The sequence below is a fragment of the Ruegeria sp. D4 genome, assembly GCF_056534475.1.
The window spans coordinates 35,074-51,777 of sequence record NZ_JBQFPJ010000016.1 but is presented as its reverse complement, the minus strand read 5'-3'; the positions used below and the strand labels follow the sequence as shown (position 1 = coordinate 51,777).

15 protein-coding genes are annotated in these 16,704 nt (G+C 59.2%); 4 read left to right on the top strand and 11 right to left on the bottom strand.

Going from position 1 to position 16,704, the window contains the following annotated elements; translation table 11 throughout:
* Positions 1 to 6: 6 nt before the first annotated feature.
* Together ACR0MI_RS18435 and ACR0MI_RS18430 are read right to left on the bottom strand one after the other, a co-directional pair.
* Positions 7 to 831 carry a 3-methyl-2-oxobutanoate hydroxymethyltransferase gene (locus tag ACR0MI_RS18435; RefSeq protein ID WP_170611395.1) on the bottom strand — a complete coding sequence of 275 codons (825 nt, stop codon included), beginning with the start codon at positions 829 to 831 and terminating at the stop codon, positions 7 to 9.
* A 69-nt stretch (positions 832 to 900) separates the two neighbouring features.
* Entirely contained in the window at positions 901 to 1,902 is a 1,002-nt protein-coding gene (locus ACR0MI_RS18430) for a sterol desaturase family protein (protein ID WP_170611397.1), read from the bottom strand.
* Between the two features lie 108 nt (positions 1,903 to 2,010).
* Between ACR0MI_RS18430 and ACR0MI_RS18425 the strand changes: the two genes are divergently transcribed.
* On the top strand, positions 2,011 to 2,901 hold the full coding sequence (locus ACR0MI_RS18425; protein WP_480855132.1) for a LysR family transcriptional regulator: 891 nt from the start codon (positions 2,011 to 2,013) through the stop codon (positions 2,899 to 2,901).
* On the opposite strand, the gene ACR0MI_RS18420 is transcribed toward ACR0MI_RS18425, so the two are convergent.
* From ACR0MI_RS18420 to ACR0MI_RS18410, 3 genes are read right to left on the bottom strand one after another with little or no spacing between them, the layout of a single operon-like run.
* Positions 2,874 to 3,953, bottom strand: a complete 1,080-nt coding sequence (locus tag ACR0MI_RS18420) for a hypothetical protein (RefSeq protein WP_170815953.1) — start codon at positions 3,951 to 3,953, stop codon at positions 2,874 to 2,876. The two genes, ACR0MI_RS18425 and ACR0MI_RS18420, sit on opposite strands and share 28 nt — an antisense overlap.
* 50 nt (positions 3,954 to 4,003) lie before the next feature.
* Entirely contained in the window at positions 4,004 to 4,750 is a 747-nt protein-coding gene (locus ACR0MI_RS18415; RefSeq protein ID WP_170611403.1) for a hypothetical protein, read from the bottom strand.
* On the bottom strand, positions 4,747 to 5,319 hold the full coding sequence (locus ACR0MI_RS18410) for an RNA polymerase sigma factor (RefSeq protein WP_480441601.1): 573 nt from the start codon (positions 5,317 to 5,319) through the stop codon (positions 4,747 to 4,749). The genes ACR0MI_RS18415 and ACR0MI_RS18410 overlap by 4 nt, the downstream gene beginning before the upstream one ends.
* 48 nt (positions 5,320 to 5,367) lie before the next feature.
* Here ACR0MI_RS18410 and ACR0MI_RS18405 point away from each other — a divergent pair, with 48 nt between their 5' ends.
* From ACR0MI_RS18405 to ACR0MI_RS18395, 3 genes are all read left to right on the top strand, one after another.
* Positions 5,368 to 6,306 (top strand): c-type cytochrome, encoded by a 939-nt coding sequence (locus tag ACR0MI_RS18405; RefSeq protein WP_170816886.1) that lies wholly within the window; start codon positions 5,368 to 5,370, stop codon positions 6,304 to 6,306.
* Between the two features lie 74 nt (positions 6,307 to 6,380).
* Positions 6,381 to 7,394, top strand: a complete 1,014-nt coding sequence (locus tag ACR0MI_RS18400) for an Ldh family oxidoreductase (protein WP_170816885.1) — start codon at positions 6,381 to 6,383, stop codon at positions 7,392 to 7,394.
* An 85-nt stretch (positions 7,395 to 7,479) separates the two neighbouring features.
* Positions 7,480 to 9,786, top strand: coding sequence for a Tex family protein (locus ACR0MI_RS18395; protein WP_170611408.1), 2,307 nt, complete (start codon positions 7,480 to 7,482; stop codon positions 9,784 to 9,786).
* 377 nt (positions 9,787 to 10,163) lie between these two features.
* Here the strand turns inward: ACR0MI_RS18395 and ACR0MI_RS18390 are convergent, their stop codons facing one another.
* The 6 genes from ACR0MI_RS18390 to ACR0MI_RS18365 all read right to left on the bottom strand — a co-directional run bounded on the left by ACR0MI_RS18390 (position 10,164) and on the right by ACR0MI_RS18365 (position 16,623).
* Positions 10,164 to 11,090, bottom strand: a complete 927-nt coding sequence (locus ACR0MI_RS18390) for a 3-hydroxyacyl-CoA dehydrogenase NAD-binding domain-containing protein (protein WP_170611410.1) — start codon at positions 11,088 to 11,090, stop codon at positions 10,164 to 10,166.
* On the bottom strand, positions 11,090 to 11,830 hold the full coding sequence (locus ACR0MI_RS18385; protein ID WP_170611412.1) for an SDR family oxidoreductase: 741 nt from the start codon (positions 11,828 to 11,830) through the stop codon (positions 11,090 to 11,092). Before ACR0MI_RS18385 ends, ACR0MI_RS18390 begins: the two co-directional genes overlap by 1 nt.
* A 187-nt stretch (positions 11,831 to 12,017) precedes the next feature.
* Positions 12,018 to 12,812: an SDR family oxidoreductase gene (locus tag ACR0MI_RS18380; RefSeq protein ID WP_170611414.1), complete on the bottom strand. Its 795-nt coding sequence runs from the start codon at positions 12,810 to 12,812 to the stop codon at positions 12,018 to 12,020.
* The gene (gene betC, locus ACR0MI_RS18375) at positions 12,809 to 14,344 is read right to left on the bottom strand and encodes a choline-sulfatase (protein WP_170619399.1); all 1,536 of its coding nucleotides are present in this window, start codon (positions 14,342 to 14,344) and stop codon (positions 12,809 to 12,811) included. The genes ACR0MI_RS18380 and betC overlap by 4 nt, the downstream gene beginning before the upstream one ends.
* A complete protein-coding gene (locus tag ACR0MI_RS18370) occupies positions 14,341 to 15,480 on the bottom strand; it encodes a ring-hydroxylating oxygenase subunit alpha (RefSeq protein ID WP_170611418.1) in 1,140 nt (379 codons plus the stop codon). The genes betC and ACR0MI_RS18370 overlap by 4 nt, the downstream gene beginning before the upstream one ends.
* Before the next feature lie 135 nt (positions 15,481 to 15,615).
* On the bottom strand, positions 15,616 to 16,623 hold the full coding sequence (locus tag ACR0MI_RS18365; protein WP_170611833.1) for a GlxA family transcriptional regulator: 1,008 nt from the start codon (positions 16,621 to 16,623) through the stop codon (positions 15,616 to 15,618).
* Positions 16,624 to 16,704: the final 81 nt, after the last annotated feature.

Genomic DNA, 16,704 nt, shown 5'->3' with positions numbered 1-16,704 from the left:
TATCCATCAGACCTTATCCAACTGTTCCTGCAGTTTTGCCATCTCACCTTCGTGCATCCCAATGGACTGCGCCGGATATGGAAAGGCTTTGGCCTGCACCTCGGATTGAAATTCCTTCAGCGCCGCGACCCGCTCGTGATACATCTGCTTGTGCAGACGGCCCAGATTGCCAAAGGCATGGGCGTGACGCGGAGGATTTTCCGCTTCGCCGCAAATATCGGCCATGAACAGGAAAATCACGTCACCCGCATTGCCCGACCCCAATGAAACCGTGACGATCGAAGTTTTGTCGTTCAGCAGGTTCAACGTGTCTTCGGCGACACATTCGATTTCGCAGGCCATCGCGCCTGCGTCCTCATAGCGCTTGAAGGTCTTGTAGATCTGCATCGCCTCATCGGCGGTACGGCCAAAGGCTCGCAATCCCCCGGCCCAATGGCTGAGCGACGGAACCAGCCCCATATGAACCTGAACCGGAATGCTTTCACGCGCCAGCATTTCCACCACGTCGTACGAGCGGTTGGTGAAATACATGTCCGCGCCCTTTTCCATACACTCGATGGCATGGCGCATGATCTCGTCATTGGTGGCGAACTGGCCCCAGTTCATGGCAGTACCTGCAAAATGGTTCGGTGCAATCTCACGCGCCATGTCCAGGTGCACATCCCACAGCGTCAGTAGGTCGATCCCCGCATCGACACAGGCCTGTATTTCGGCCTCGTTCGCCGGGTTGCACATAGTCAGGCGCCGGCCGGTTTTCTTCAGGTCCAGCAGATCCTTGACGGTATAGTTTCGCCGGGCCGGGCGGCGGCCGAAAGTATAGATGTTTTTCATGATCTTCCCTGTTTTCAGATCGCAGTTGCCGGGCCCAATAAGACCCGGCAATGCCCCTTTTCGGTTGGCTTACTCGACTGCCCAGATCCTACGGCGGCGTTCCTTGACCATCTCGTTGCCCTCGTCGGTTCCATCATGGAAAGTATTGAACCACTCATCCCACGGCGTTTCCCAGGTGCCGTAATTGCAGTCAAAGAACCTATGGTGCAGCTGATGAAAGAAGTCTCCGACCAGGAATTTACCCTTGCTGCCGAACTTCACGTGCTCGAACCCGGCATGAGAGGTCGGCGCGCCAATCCCGTGGTGAAACAGCAGAAAGATGGCGTGGATCGGGTGAGACGGCAGCAGGAAGAAAATCATCGTGTCGAACATCAGAAAGAAGCTTTCGACCGGATGCATCGCCAGACCTGACCATGGACCGGTATTGATGTTGCGGTGATGCCAGGCGTGCACCTTGGTATAAAGCGGGCCGACATGCAGCAGCCGGTGCAGCCAGTAGAAATGGAAACCTGCCCAGATCGGAATGAACACAACCATGGCAATGAACCAGATCGGGTTTCCATCAAAGGTAATCATCGTCACCCAGCCATTGGCGTAGGCATACAGAATGAAGCATTCCCAGAAAGTCCAGAATGTCAGCGCCGGACCCAGGGTCCAGAACATGTTGTCCCAGACCTGGTTTTTGAAGGTAAAGACCTTGGCGCCTTTCATCATCGGGCGCATATCATAGCGGTATTCATCCTGCTGGGTGCGGAATTTCCACAAGGCCAAATGCAAGCCGCCTGCAAGCACCATAAGGATGCAGAAATTGCGAAACCAGATCTCGGCCACCCAATCCCAGCTCAGCGTTTCGACCCGGGCCAGAGACGGAGTCAGATAGGTCCAAGTGATGATCGCGAAGACCAAAAGCAACGCGCGCAACGCCAAGGGATTCCAGCTTTGCAGCAGGTATCGCAAGGTGGCCAGTGGCTTCATCGGCCAGTCCCAATAGGGCGAGGTCTGAATTGGCAATTGCGGGGTATAGTTCCAGATCTTGCGCTTTGGACGCGGCTGGGGGGGTGAATCCGACATGATGTGGCTCGTCTGTTCAATTTGCTGATCGCCACCTTAGGATCTGTGAGGGAAAGCTCAGAACTTATTGTCTTGCCGGTCAGCCTAAGTTTTGCTTAGCCTGATTTCATGGCAACCCGAATTCCTTCGCTGAACTGGCTGCGCGTTTTCGAAGCAGCAGCACGTACCGAAAGCTTTTCCCGCGCGGCCGCACAGCTGAACATGTCCGCCGCCGCCGTCAGCCAGCAGGTCAAGGCGCTGGAAACCCGCCTTGGTACACCACTGTTTCACCGCCACGCCCACGCAGTGACATTGACCGAGGCAGGCCGCGCCTATCTGCCATCGGTTCAGCAATCGCTGCTGATGTTGGAAACGGCAACGACGGGGCTGTTCGGGGAAACACGGGAACAACGGCTTTATGTTCAATCCGTTCTGCTGTTTGCACATGGGGTTCTTGCCGGTGGTCTGCCCGCCTTTCAGGCGGAACAGCCTCGCATCAACTTGTCACTGTCCACAGGCAACATGATCTCGGATTTCGCAAACCAGTTTTCTGATCTGCAAATCGTGTTCGGCAATCCGGCCCTCTTGAACACCGAATGGGACGAGTTGCTGAAAGAGCGCCTTTTCCCGATCGCTCCGCCAGAGAAAGCCGCGCAGATCAAATCGCCCCAGGACCTGTTCAAGTTCACCTTGATCGAGGTCTCAACACACCGCGCAAGCTGGCCGCACCTGTTCGAGGCCGTGCGCCTGCCCGCCGGTCAAGCCCGCTATTTCTTCGCCGACAATTCCCTGATGGCGGCCGAGTTGTCGGCCAGTGGCGGCGGCATTGCGCTGGCCCGCGCGCCCGCATCGGACAGGATAATGCAACTGTCGGGACTTGTCCCCTGCCTGCCCGGTATCAGTGTTCCGGGACAGGAAGCCTATCATTTGATCTATCCATCGCGCACCGCGCTGCGTCCTCCGGCTCGTGTGTTTCGCGATTGGCTGCTGGACTATAGTGCAGCCGTCCAGACGCGGTAACGTCCCTGCCCCGTGACCTCCCGGATCAAGCCGCGACGTGTGAAACGGTCGAGGTTTCTCTGAACCGCCGCACGCGAGGCTTGGGTCAGTTCCTCCGCCAAAGGTGCCGATATCATGGGCCAGGCCGTCAACGCGTCAAGCAATAGCGGAGGCGTCCGGCCGCTCAGATCCTGCGTGGCGTCACGGGCGCGCTGTTCCCACGCGCTCACACGATCCAGATGCAGCAGTGCGGCCAGAACCGCCTGCCCTGCTCCGCTCAGCCATGCCTCCAGTTTTTCTCTCGGCTCGCCAGTCCCGCGCAACGCGCCCGGGCCGGACAACGCAAGTGGAAGAAACAGTGCCCCGCCCCGCCCCATCTTCGCGGCAAGGCGCGCGGCTATGATTGCCGCCTCGGTGTCCTGTCCGATGCCCTGCGCCAGACTGCGCCATGCGTGAAACCCAACTGCTGCCTGCGTTATCGGGTGCAAACTGTCCGTGTTGCGCATGACGTCAGCCAGATCGGCCACTGCTTCGGGTACTTCTTCGACCCCCTGACCCATTCGGTCCAGAAACGCGGTCAATCCAGACTCCCACCCGCCTTCTGACGGGTCGGCACCTGTCGTCAGGCGGCGCACGGCCCAGCCCGCGCGAAACAGGGCCTGAATGTCATCGCCGGTCGAGCCCAGCCGCAAACCGGTCCACAGCGCCAGACGATCGGCGCTGATCCGGTCCCCTGTCCACCAACCCAGGTCAGACACTTCCATCAAGGCCAGACGATGGCCCCATCCTTTGGGCCCTGCCCGCAGACGCTCGTCCAACGCGCCGAAAGTGACCGCGACATCGGCCAGTTCACTGGACAACTCCGACTGCCCTGCATACCAGTCGCGAGGGTCAAACAACAGGCGTTCCTGCGCCCGCGTTCCGGGCGTCAGATAGTCCGGAAGCGTTTCATCTTCGTCCGGAGGCAGGAACCAAAGGTCTTCGTCCTCGGACGGGTCCGCGTCATAGATACTTTGCGGGCCGAGCGGGTCGGCCTCATCATCCGGGTCAGGCAGGACGGTTCGGGGCTTCATGCCCGCTATTCTTCGGGCAAATTCGCGGGTTCACAAGGCTATTTCGCGGCTCAGCCAGCAAACAGCGCAGTCAACGTGTCCAACTGCCCACCAAGGTCAGTTTGCGCGTCGCTGCCCAGCAGCATGTAACCATAGCCACCCTGCGCCCATGTGGCCGTGGCCAACCCGCTGAGAACCGCCTGTTTTACGTCCTTATTCGGGGCCGCCGGTCCCTGCCGTATGACACAAAAGGCCAAAGGCTGCCCCTGCGCATCCGCGAATACAATCTGAATCAGAGGTTTGCCCTTGAACGACAGGACCTGCGCCCGCTTCAAATCAAGGCCCGGCAGCGCCTCGAGCGCATTACGGTTCAGGGACCGTCCAAGCTGTTCCTCGGCCTGTGCGAATTGCACATCCAGCGCGGCAGGAGAGTTGTCCAGCGTTGCAATCGTATCCGGCACGTATAGCGACTGATAGATCGCGGCCTGTTCCGCCCAGCCCATCTCGGCCGGGCGCGTTGCCCAGAACGTCGCCGACACCGCAATGACGGCAACCGAAGCCGCAATGGCAAGCAGACGCCATGAGCCAGCGACCGACCTTGCAGGTGTTGATACGTAGGTATCCGGCAAATCGACGTGCGGCGTTTGGGCAGGCATCGCCTCGAACACCTGCTTCACCACCGGTGCAAACGGGTCCAGCGCCATCAGACGTTGTTCCAATGTCGGATCATCCGCAACTGCATCTTCGATCGCGCGGGCCTCACCCGCGTCCAGGGTGCCTTCCAGATACGCCACTAGCGTCTCGTCGGAAAACTTCATTTGCCACTCCGTCGAACGACATCCGCTGCGTCTTGCTGCATCACGTTTTTCAGTTTCTGCCGGGCGTTGGAAAGCCGGCTCATGATTGTCCCTATCGGCACCTCCAACAACGCGGCAGCCTCGCGGTAGCTATAGCCTTCGACAAACACAAGCATTACCGTCTCGCGCTGCGCTTCTGGCAGTTGCATCACCTGTGTAAACACTTCAGTGGCGAAAATATTCGTCTCAGAATCGTTTCCGGGTGCAATTAAATCCGCCTCGGGCGTGACCGACAGTGCCTGGGCTTTGCGAACCGATCGCGCGCGCACCTCGTTCAGCCAGATCGAGCGACAGATCGTCATCAGCCAGCTGTCCAGCCGATCATGCGATGTCACCTGATGGTGACGCTCCAGCGCACGCAGGCACGTGGACTGCAAAAGATCGTCTGCAACGTCCGACGCGCCCGACAATGCCAGCCCAAACCGCCAGACACGTTTTGAGTATGACTGGATCGCGCCGCGCACGGCCTGTTCAGAACTGATCTCACCACTCATCGAATAATTTGCGACCTGTGTGGGTTTGTTTTTCACGGACCGGGCCCGCGGGGTCAGGATTGACACAGACTCAGGAGGAAAGAAATGAAACTTCTGCTTACAGCAGTCACGATTGCGTCGGCAATTGTTGCAGGCCCGGCGCTGGCAGACAGCTGGACACTGGCCCCGGAAGGCTCGCACCTGGCATATGGCTCGATCAAGAAAGACACGGTGGGCGAGGTCAACAGCTTTACCCGTCTCAGCGGTCACGTCAGCCCGGACGGCAAGGCGGACATAAAGATCGACCTGTCTTCAGTCGAAACGAATATCGACATTCGAAATGAACGGATGATCGGATACGTGTTTCGCAAAGCCGGAAGCGCAACGCTGACCGCCCAGCTCGATATGGATGAGGTTTCCGGGCTTGGTATTGGCAAAACCACAATCGTCGATGCCGAAGCTGTCTTGTCGCTGGCGGGCACTGACGCCGCGTTCGATGCCGAAATGTTCGTGGCGCGCCTGTCCGAAACATCGGTCATGGTCTCAACCAACGATATGGTGTTCCTCAGCACGGAAGATGCAGGCGTCAACGCCGGGATCGATACGCTGATGGAACTGGCGGACCTGCCGGGCATTACCCGAACCGTGCCGATCACCGCGCGACTGATCTTCACCAAGGACGACAAAAAGGCCGAGACAGAACCCTCGGCCCCGATCGCCCTCGCCGCCGTCGAGGGCGACATTAAGGCTGGCAAAAAGGTCTATCGCAAATGCAAGGCCTGTCACCAGTTGCAAGAGGGCCGCCACGGTGTCGGCCCCTCTCTGCACGGGATCATCGGCGCAACAGCGGGTCAGAGCGACGGTTTCAAATACTCCGACCCCTTGCAGACCTCTGAAATTGTCTGGACGGCAGACGCGCTCAGCGCGTTTCTGTCCGATCCGAAAAACACCGTTCCCGGCAACCGGATGCAGTTTCCCGGACTGAAGAACCGGACCGACATCACCAATCTCATCGCCTATCTGCAATCTGAATCGCAGGGCTAAACAGAAATCCCGCTTTTCAATCGCTGGGTTGCCACGCTATCCCTTGTGCTGAACTACCGGCGCAAGGGACAGGCATGAGCGATATGGTCAAACTAAATCTGGACGAAATCCGGCAGCTAAGCCTGAACGTACTCATAAAATCCGGGTTTGGATCGGCCCACGCAGCGGCCATCGCAGACATGCTGACCACTTGCCAGATCGATGATTGCCAGTCGCACGGGCTGTTTCGCCTGTTCATGTGTACCGAGACGATGCAGGCGGGCAAGATCGATGGCCATGCCGCGCCGGTTTTGGCCCCATCGGAAAACGCGATCGTTCGCGTGGATGCCCAGGGCGGCATGTCGCTGCTGGCGTTTCAGCAGGCCTTGCCGGTTCTGATTGAAAAGGCCCGCACCCACGGCATCGCCGCGATGGCGATCAATCGATGCTTTCACTTCTCTGCGCTCTGGCCCGAAGTAGAACGCCTGTCATCGGCCGGGCTTGCCGCGATGGCAATGGTTCCCAGCCATTCTTGGGTGGCCCCTGCAGGCGGAACACGCGGCAGTCTGGGCACCAACCCGCTCGCCTTCAGCTGGCCCCGGTCAGGAAAAGATCCGTTCACCTTCGATTTCGCCACAAGCGCCTTTGCCCGCGGTGAAATCGAACTCTATAGAAGGGCAGGAAAACTGCTGCCCGAGGGCGTTGCCATCGACAAACACGGCAACCCGACCACCGATCCTCAGGCGGCCATGGACGGTGCCATGCTGACCTTCGGCAGCTACAAGGGGTCAGCCTTGTCGATCATGATCGAGTTGCTGGCCGGCCCCCTGATCGACGACCTGACCAGTCTGGAAAGCATGGCGTTTGCCGAGGGCGCGGGCGGTGCGCCCTATCACGGCGAGATCATTCTGGCATTTGACCCCGATCAGTTCAGCGGCGGCAAAACGCAGGAGAACGACGCAAGGGCCGAACGGCTTTTTGCCGACATTCTGGATCAGGGCGCGCGGTTGCCGTCGCAGCGGCGATTTGCGGCCCGCGCCTGCAATACTGCACGCGGGTATGTCGAAATCTCCAAAAACCTGTACGACGATTTGCAGGCTTTGTTGTAACTGTAGAGGCGGGTCGTTTTCACCTCTTCCCCTCTTGGGCGGCGCTGGATAAGAAGTCCTTCCAACCGTAGTTCAGGAGGCCTCATTGGACCGCATCGCCCGCACTATCGCTACCGAGATCAACGCGCGTCCCGAACAGGTGGGCGCAGCGGTCAAGCTGTTGGACGAAGGGGCCACCGTGCCTTTTGTCGCCCGTTACCGGAAAGAGGCGACAGGCGGGCTGGATGATACGCAGTTGCGGGTTCTGTCGGACCGCCTGACCTATCTGCGCGAACTGGATACCCGCCGCGACAGCATCCTGAACTCAATCAAGGATCAGGGAAAGCTGACCGAAGACCTGGCCAAATCCATCGCGCAAGCCGACACCAAAGCGCAGCTGGAAGACATCTATCTGCCGTACAAACCCAAACGTCGGACCAAGGCGATGATCGCCCGCGAAAACGGGCTGGAGCCGCTGGCCGATGCCATTCTGGCCGACCGTTCTGCCGACCCTGAAGCCCTGGCCCAAGGTTTTGTGAACGATGCGGTACCTACAACCAGGGACGCGCTGAACGGTGCCCGCGACATCATCACTGAACGCCTGACCGAAAATGCTTCGCTGCTGGGTGAACTGCGCAGCTTCATGCAACGCGAGGCAGTGCTGAGCGCAAAGGTGATTGAAGGCAAGCAGCAGGAAGGCGCGAAATTCAGCGATTACTTCGACCATTCCGAGCTGTGGTCCAAAGTGCCCTCGCATCGCGCGCTGGCAATGCTACGCGCCTCGAAAGAGGGGATCGTGACGCTGGACATCGCGCCCGAACCCGAAACCGGCGCAACACGGGCCGAAGCGATTGTGGCCGCACATCTGCAGACACGCAGCGATGGGCCGGCAGATAAATGGCTTCGCAAAGTGGCGGGCTGGACCTGGCGGGTGAAACTGTCACTGTCGATGATGGTCGAACTGATGGCGGACCTGCGCGGCAGGGCGCAGGAAGAGGCCATTCAGGTGTTCTCCCGCAACCTCAAGGACCTTCTGTTCGCGGCGCCTGCCGGCGCACGCGCAACGCTGGGCCTGGACCCCGGAATTCGTACCGGCGTTAAGGCGGCTGTGGTGGATGCAACCGGGAAAGTGGTAGCCACGGATACCTTGTATCCGTTCCAGCCCAAAAACGATCTGCGCGGGGCGCAGGCTGCAATCCTGAACCTGATCTCAGCCTACAAGATCGAACTGATTGCGATCGGCAACGGCACCGCCAGCCGCGAGACCGAGCGATTGGTAGCTGACACGCTGAACCTTTTGCCTAAGACGGTGAAGGCCCCGACAAAGGTTGTGGTCTCGGAAGCCGGTGCCTCGGTCTATTCGGCATCGGAACTGGCCGCGCGGGAGTTTCCCGACCTCGATGTGTCACTACGCGGCGCGGTGTCGATCGCCCGGCGACTGCAGGACCCCTTGGCCGAATTGGTCAAGATCGAGCCGAAATCGATCGGTGTCGGGCAGTACCAGCACGACGTCGACCAGCACCGCCTTTCCCAATCGCTTGATTCCGTGATCGAGGATGTGGTGAACGCCGTGGGCGTCGACCTGAACACGGCCTCGGCCCCGTTGCTGTCGCATGTTTCCGGTCTGGGGCCTGGGCTGGCCGAAGCGATTGTGATGCATCGCGACCTGCATGGCGCGTTTCAATCCCGCAAAGAGCTGCTGGATGTCGCCCGCCTTGGTCCGCGGGCCTTCGAACAATGTGCGGGCTTCCTGCGTATCCGCAACGGGGCCGACCCGCTGGACGCGTCCTCGGTCCACCCCGAGGCCTATGACGTCGCGCGCCGCGTCGTGGCGGCATGTGGACGTGACATTCGGCAAATCATGGGACATGACGGCGCCCTGAAAGGTCTGCGGGCCGAGCAGTTCGTCGACGACCGCTTTGGCCTGCCGACGGTACGGGACATTTTTTCCGAGCTGGAAAAGCCCGGACGCGACCCGCGCCCAAGCTTTGTGACCGCCTCATTCACCGACGGGGTGGAAGACATCACTGATCTCAAACCCGGCATGATGCTGGAAGGGACCGTCACCAACGTTGCGGCCTTTGGGGCATTCGTTGATATCGGCGTTCATCAGGATGGGCTGGTGCATGTCAGCCAGCTGGCCGACCGGTTTGTCAAAGACCCGCACGAGATCGTCAAGACCGGTCAGGTCGTCAGGGTTCGTGTGGTGGAGGTCGACGTACCCCGCAAAAGGATCGGTCTGACCATGCGCAAGGACGGAGGCGCCTCTGCGCGTCAGGACCAAACCTCGCGCGGCGCGGGAAAGGCCAGCGGTCAACCAAAACACCGCAACACGCAGCGACCGGGCTCAGGCGGAAACGCGCAGAACGGCGCACTGGGTGACGCTCTGCGCTCTGCGCTCAAAAACCGTTAAACGTCGCTGGCCAGCGTTCCGTGAAAAGCTGGTCGCACTGCCATTTCGTGGGCAGGACTTGCCGTTGGTTCTGAGTCGAGTCCTGGCACTCAAATTTGATTTTTTCGAAAATTAATGGCACGCGGAATGACGTTTGGTTTCGGAAACAGTTTCGGGTGCCAACAGACAGATCGTCCAGATATACGCGCGGGTATGATGGTGCAATCTACCAACAGGCCAGCGCAATTAATTGTTTAACGAAGGTTTGTTATGAGGTTTCCTGTGACTTCTGCGCTTTCTGCTGGCCAGTTGTAAAACCGTTGGATTTGACTCGACACGGCCCCGCACCTTCACCGGTTCGGCGGTCACATGACATCGGCGCGAAACGACCCGTTTCCTCAACGCATCCCCGCAATTGACTTTTGCATGGCTACAATCAACGCATCGCGTTTTTGCGACAACTCGCCCGGTGTCATGCCCCTTGCTTCGGCCTGAACGCCCTCGGTCAATTGTTGAGCGACCTGATCGGACAGATGGATCTGACCCAGATCGTCCCACCAGCCGTTGAACGTATCGGCGAAGTGATCGCAAAATGCCTTCAGCCCACCTTCACCCGCCCCAAGGTTGAACAGCATGGTCGGCCCCATGGCCGCCCACCTGAGCCCGGGACCGGCCCAGACGGCCTTGTCGACATCCTCGACAGAAGCCACACCCGAGACAACCAGACTGACGGCCTCGCGCCAAATGGCCGCCTGCAGACGGTTGGCCACGTGACCGGGCACTTCCTTGCGCAAACGGATCGTTGTTTTTCCAACGCTTTCGTAGAATCCCTGCGCCGTCTCGACCACCCCGGGGGCCGTTTTGTCGTTTCCCAACACCTCGACCAAGGGGATCAGGTGCGGCGGATTGAACGGATGGCCCAGCACAAAACGCGAGGGATCCTTCCAGCCGGGCTGCATCTGGCCCAGAGTCAGGCCGGACGCCGAACTGGCGACAATTGCACCGGGGGCCAGGGCGGGCTCGATCACGGAAAAGGTTTCATGCTTGACCGGCAGCCGCTCAGGCACGTTTTCCTGCACGAATCCGGCGCCTTCGACCGCGCTGGCCGCGTTTGTATGGAAGGTGATCGCGTCGGGCGTGCCATCTTTGGTCAACCCAAGCTCGGTCATCGTGGGCCACGCCGTTTCGATGTAGTCGCGCACCTTACGCTCAACATCGGAGGCCGGGTCGAACATCGCGACCGAACGGCCGGATGCCAGAAACAAGGCCGCCCAACTGGCGCCGATCACCCCGCCGCCAAGGCAGGCCGTGTGTTTGAACTCCATCAGAACAATCCCGGATTGAGAGGGGATGCGGCGGTCATGCCGCCATCCACAGTAAACAACTGGCCTGTGGCGAAACTCGCTTCGTCCGAGGCAAGCCAGACCGCCATGCTGGCGATGTCTTCGGGCTTGCCGAAACGGCGCATCGCATGTCGGGCAAGCGCATCCTGCCGCGCGGCCTCGGGGTTTGATGCAAGGTCGAAACCTGAATCCAACATGCCCGTTTCGATCCAGCCCGGGCAGATTGCGTTACAGCGTATACGGGGACCATGATCCACGGCAATCGACCGGGTCAGTCCATGCACAAAGGCCTTGGACGCATTGTAAAGCGCCATCGAAGGATCCGCGACCTGCCCCGAGATCGAGCCGATGTTGATGATCGACCCGCCTTGGGGCATTCGGGGGATATATGCGCGACACATATTGAACACGCCCCGGCAATTGGTCCCGATCACGGTATCCCAGTCAGCGTCGGTGCTGTCAGCCACCGTTCTTTCGACCTGAACACCGGCATTGTTGACCAGAATATCCATCCCGTCCGTCGCGCTGGCCAGTTCCTCTACGGCAGCGGCGTCCGTGACATCCAGCGGGTACCAAGTGACACTGTCTGGCAGCCCTTCGGGCCTCGGGCCACGCCCGCAGGTCGAAACCGTCGCATCCTCGCGCAGAAAGGCCTCGACAATCCCGCGCCCAATGCCTTGGCGGCCACCGGTCACAAGTGCTCTTTTTCCAGCCAGCCGCATCAGTTCGCCACCATTGCCTTGCCACGCGGACGTGTTCCGACAAGCCCTAACATTGCGCTGCGCACGATCTCGGCGCCGCCCGGATTGATAGCCAGTTTAGCCGATGGAGCGGTCCGGATAATTAGACAGCTTTGCCGCTTCCTGGCACCAAAGAAGGGGTTTCTCGTTTCGTATCCCAACGCTTCACTCATAGTTTCATCTGCTGGACCTGCGCGCTCAGCCCTCCGTCAAGAACCCAAAGCTGGCCGCTGGCATAGCGCGCCTCGTCCGATGCCAGCCAGTTGACCAGGTTGGCGATGTCGTCCGGCGTGCCATAGGTGCGCATCGGATGCACATCGCGGACCGCCTTCTGCAATTGGTCGATGGTTTTGCCGCCGCCACCCGAACCCTCGCCGGTAAAAAAGCTTTGCAGCATGGGTGTGTCGACATAGCCCGGGCAGATTGCGTTGACCCGAATACCTTCGGGCCCGTGGTCGCAGGCCATTGCCCTGGTCAGGGCGTGAACCGCGCCTTTGGTTGCGCAATAAGCCGCCAGTCCCGGGTCAGCGATGAAGCCGTCGTAGCTGCCAAAATTGATGATCGATGCCGTCGTCCCGGCGGCAGTGACCTTTCGCATCAGAGGCAGCGCATGTTTTGACGTCAGGAAGGTGCCGGTCACGTTGACGGCAAAGGACAGGTTCCATTCCTCCAGAGTGGTCTGTTCGATGGTCTTTTCGATCTCGATCCCAGCCGCGTTGACCAGAATGTCCAACTGGCCAGCGTTTTCGGCGACCTGCGCCATAGCCGCAACGGCATCCGCTTCCTGCGTGACGTCGAGTTTGACAAACACGCTGCCGTCGCCGTCACGGGTGGCCAACGATCCCTCGGGCGTCAGGTCAGCCGCATAGACCCGTGCACCTTCTCGCAGAAAACGGGCGACGATGGCGCGCCCGATGCCGCCTCGACCGCCTGTGACCAGCGCGGTTTTGCCCTTCAGCATCATTCTTGGTTCTCCTTCAAAGGTGAAAAGCGGTATCTGGCCGCGGCAACAGTCCAGTCCATGTGATTGCGCACATATTCCTGAGAAGCGTCGCGCGGCGGATTGTAATCCCAGGCCTCACCCGCCCCGGCTTCCATCGCGGCATGAAGCGCATGACGGGATTTTTGTGTTGCGATGATATCCGCACGCAGCTTTTCACTATCCCAGCGCTGGTCGGTTTCGGCGGCGAAGGCAGCAGAATGGGCGGCATAAGCCGGATCGTCCGCGACATTCACCGTTTCCAGTGGATCGACGGACAGGTCGTATAGTTGCGGTGGGTCGGGGTCACAATGGATGTATTTCAGCGGCCCGCGCCGGATCATGAAGACCGGATAAGGGGTCATCTCTGCACAATACTCACCGATCGCTTCGTCGACGATGTCAGCTTCGCCGCGGGCCAGCGGCATGAGTGAGCGACCATCCACCGGTTCGCCAAACATCTCCTCTTGCCCCCCAGCGATTTCAACGAAAGTCGGCAGCAGGTCCAGCAGCGAACAGGCGTTGAGTGCTGTCCCTTGCGCAACACCCGGCCCGGCCATAATCAGTGGGACGCGGGCAGAATGCTCGAAGAAGTTCATCTTGTACCACAACCCCCGCTCGCCCAGCATATCCCCGTGATCGGCGGTCACGACGACGATGGTGTTGTCCAGTTCGCGTATATCTTCCAGCGCCTTCGCAATCGCCCCGACCTTGCTGTCGAAATAGCTGACATTGGCCAGATAGGCGCGGCGGGCGCGGCGCACCTCCTCATCCGACAGAGAGACATAGCTCGCCTCGATTCCGTCCATTACCCTGCGCGAGAACGGGTCCTGTTCCTCGGGCGTCAGTGAGGTGTCCGGCATCGGAACATCCGCATCCGTATACAGGTTCCACCATTCAGGCTTGGCCACGTAGGGGTCATGAGGGTGGATGAAGCTGGCGACCAGGCAGAACGGCGCTTTGTCCCCGGCCGCCCGATCGCGGCCCCGGTCAATCAGCCAGCGGCGGGCTGCGAACTCGACCTCATCATCGTAATCGGTCTGGAACGTCGCGATGGCTTCGCCGCTTTCCTTGACCGTTTGCATATTGTGATACCACTTGTCGATCCGCTCGTCAGGGGCTTCCCAATCTGGTGTCCAGGCGAAATCGGCAGGGTAGATGTCGGTTGTAATGCGGTCCTGAAATCCGTGTTTCTGATCCGGTCCGACAAAATGCATCTTGCCTGACAGGCAGGTTCGGTATCCCAGCGCCTTAAGGTAATGTGCAAACGTCGGGACCGAAGCGCGAAACTCACTGGCATTGTCATAGGCCGCAATCCGGCTGATCAACTGCCCAGACATGAAGGCAAAGCGGGACGGCGCACACAGAGGAGAGTTGCAGTAAGCCGCATCAAACCGCATACCGCGTGCCGCCAGCGCATCGATGTTCGGTGTCCTGACCGTCGGGTGGCCGTAAGCCCCGCAGAAATGCGGGGCAAGTTGATCGGCCATGACCACAACGATGTTGGGCCGTGTCACGGCGCGGCCCTTGCGTAAGCGTCCAGAACCAGCCCATGGAAGTGATGCACCGCATGTTCGGACTTGCCCGAGCCGCTCGGGTCATGAACGATACGCCCTTGCGTGAAGGCAGGCGTACCCATCCCGCGCTGAACGCTTTCGACGATATCGATGTCTTCGCGCTGCAGAACCTCGTCGAGATAGCGGATCGCCTCCTGCTCTGCCTCGTCCGGTTCCGGAGTTTCGAGGAAGAAGTCATAGGTCTCAAGCGTGCGGTCAGGTCCCACGGGGATGATGTTCAGCACGATCATCGATGACCGGCCCGGGTAACGCATCAGGCAGGTGGTGGGCCACAACCACCAGACGGCATGAGTACGCACAGACGCATTCGACACGTCATAGGCAGAGTTTGCGCTTTTGCCTGCGTCGGCCATATGGCTGGAATAGATGCCGTAGGTTGTAACCTTATAGGTGTCCATATCCACCAGATCGCAAAAATCCTTATGCGCGGTCGGGCAGTGATAACATTCAAGAAAATTGTCGACGACGTTCTTCCAGTTCGACTTGATGTCATAGGTCAGGCGATGGCCAAAAGTCAGCTGTTCAATATCCGGGGCCCAATGGCGAATTTCCGTTTCAAGGTTGCCCGACACTTCGCGCAGGGGGCGCGCTTGGGGGTCCAGGTTGACATAAACGAAACCTGCAAATTCTTCGACTTGCACTTGATCAAGGCAAATGTCCCGGGTGCTGAACCCGGTCAGGCTTTCCGTTTCGGGCGCGCGCACCAATTGGCCGTCCAGCTTGTAAACCCAGGCGTGGTAGGGGCACATAATGCGGGTCGTTTCCCCCTCACCCGACAGCAGGTGATGCGCGCGGTGCTTGCAGACATTGTAGAATGCCCGTAATTCCCCCTCGCGGTCGCGCACGACGGCAATGGGCCGACCGGCGATTTCAACCGTCACATAAGATCCTGGCGCGCGCAGCTTTTCGACGTGACAAACCCATTGCCATGTCTTGGCAAGGATTTCATTCAAATCCACCTGATGCCAAACCGGATCAACATAGGCCTCGGCCTTCAACGAGCTTGTGTTGAATGGATCTGGACTGAAACCATCGGAAATCCGCTCGAATTGTTCTTGGGTTGGCAGCTCGTTCATTGGTGACTCCAAGATTTCGGACCCTTGCGGTCCGGTAGGCTGGCTTGCAAAGCGTATGATCCTTTGAAATCAACTCACGTTGTTGCCTTTTTTCGCCTCTCAAATGACTATTTTCGCCATCCGCAGAGTTGTGCATCAAGACTGCCTGGGCTTGCGATGCATCGGCCAAGCCCGGTATTCAAACGGGACCCGCCCTTCGATCCGATCCTGACTGGGCGGCAAGCCAAACCTGTCTCTGTACGAGCGGCTGAAATGCACCGGGCTGGAAAAACCCGATGCCATTGCAATCTCGGAAATCGGCATTTCTGTTTGCGTCACAAGCCCCCGCGCCCGGTCCAGCCGGATATCGCGATAATAAAGCGCCGGAGTCTTCTTGATAAAGGTGGCAAACATCCGATCAAGTTGACGGTGCGAGACACCCGCGCGCCTGCATATCTCGGGGATAGACACCGTTTCTTCCAGATGTGCCTCCATGATCTGGATCGCAGATTTCAACGTCGCCGGAACAACCGCCCCTAAAGGCTCGCTGCCTTCAGGTTGCTGCATCGAAGCGGGGCCCCGCAAGCGGTCGTGAAAAATGTATCTGGCGGCCGCGTTGGCCAGCGCGCTGCCGTGAATACCCTGCAGTATCTGCAGCGCAAAATCCACCGAAGCACTGCCGCCGCAGCACGTGATTCGGTTGCCGTCTAAAACGTAAAGGTTCTCAACCACTTCCACGCCTGGAAACAGTTCCTGAAATGCGTCGATATGTTCATAGTGAACAGTCGCCCGACGACCGGAAAGCAATCCGGCCTGCGCCAGAATGAACGCACCCGTATCCAGTGCGCCCAGCGTTACGCCACCTCGCGCCCAACCGCGCAACGTATTGCCGATCTTGGGCGTCAGATGTTTTTCCGGGGTCCAGCTGGTCGAAACGATCACGATATCCCGCTGACCTGCAGCGCTTTGATCGATCACCTTGGTTTCAATCCCTGCACCATTGCTTGAGGTGCAATATCCACCGGATGCTGAGACAAATTCCCAACTGAAATAAGACCGTCCGTCCAGGTAATTTGCCGCACGAAACGGGTCAATAAAGCTCATGGTTGCGGACAAATTGAAATTTGGCGCAACAATCACCAACAATCGGGTTTTGCCATCCATAGTCTTCACGGTCGCGTTTTCCGGCCACAAATCTCAATCGAAGTACGATCGCTCTACCTTCGACCTGCGGGTGTGGATTTG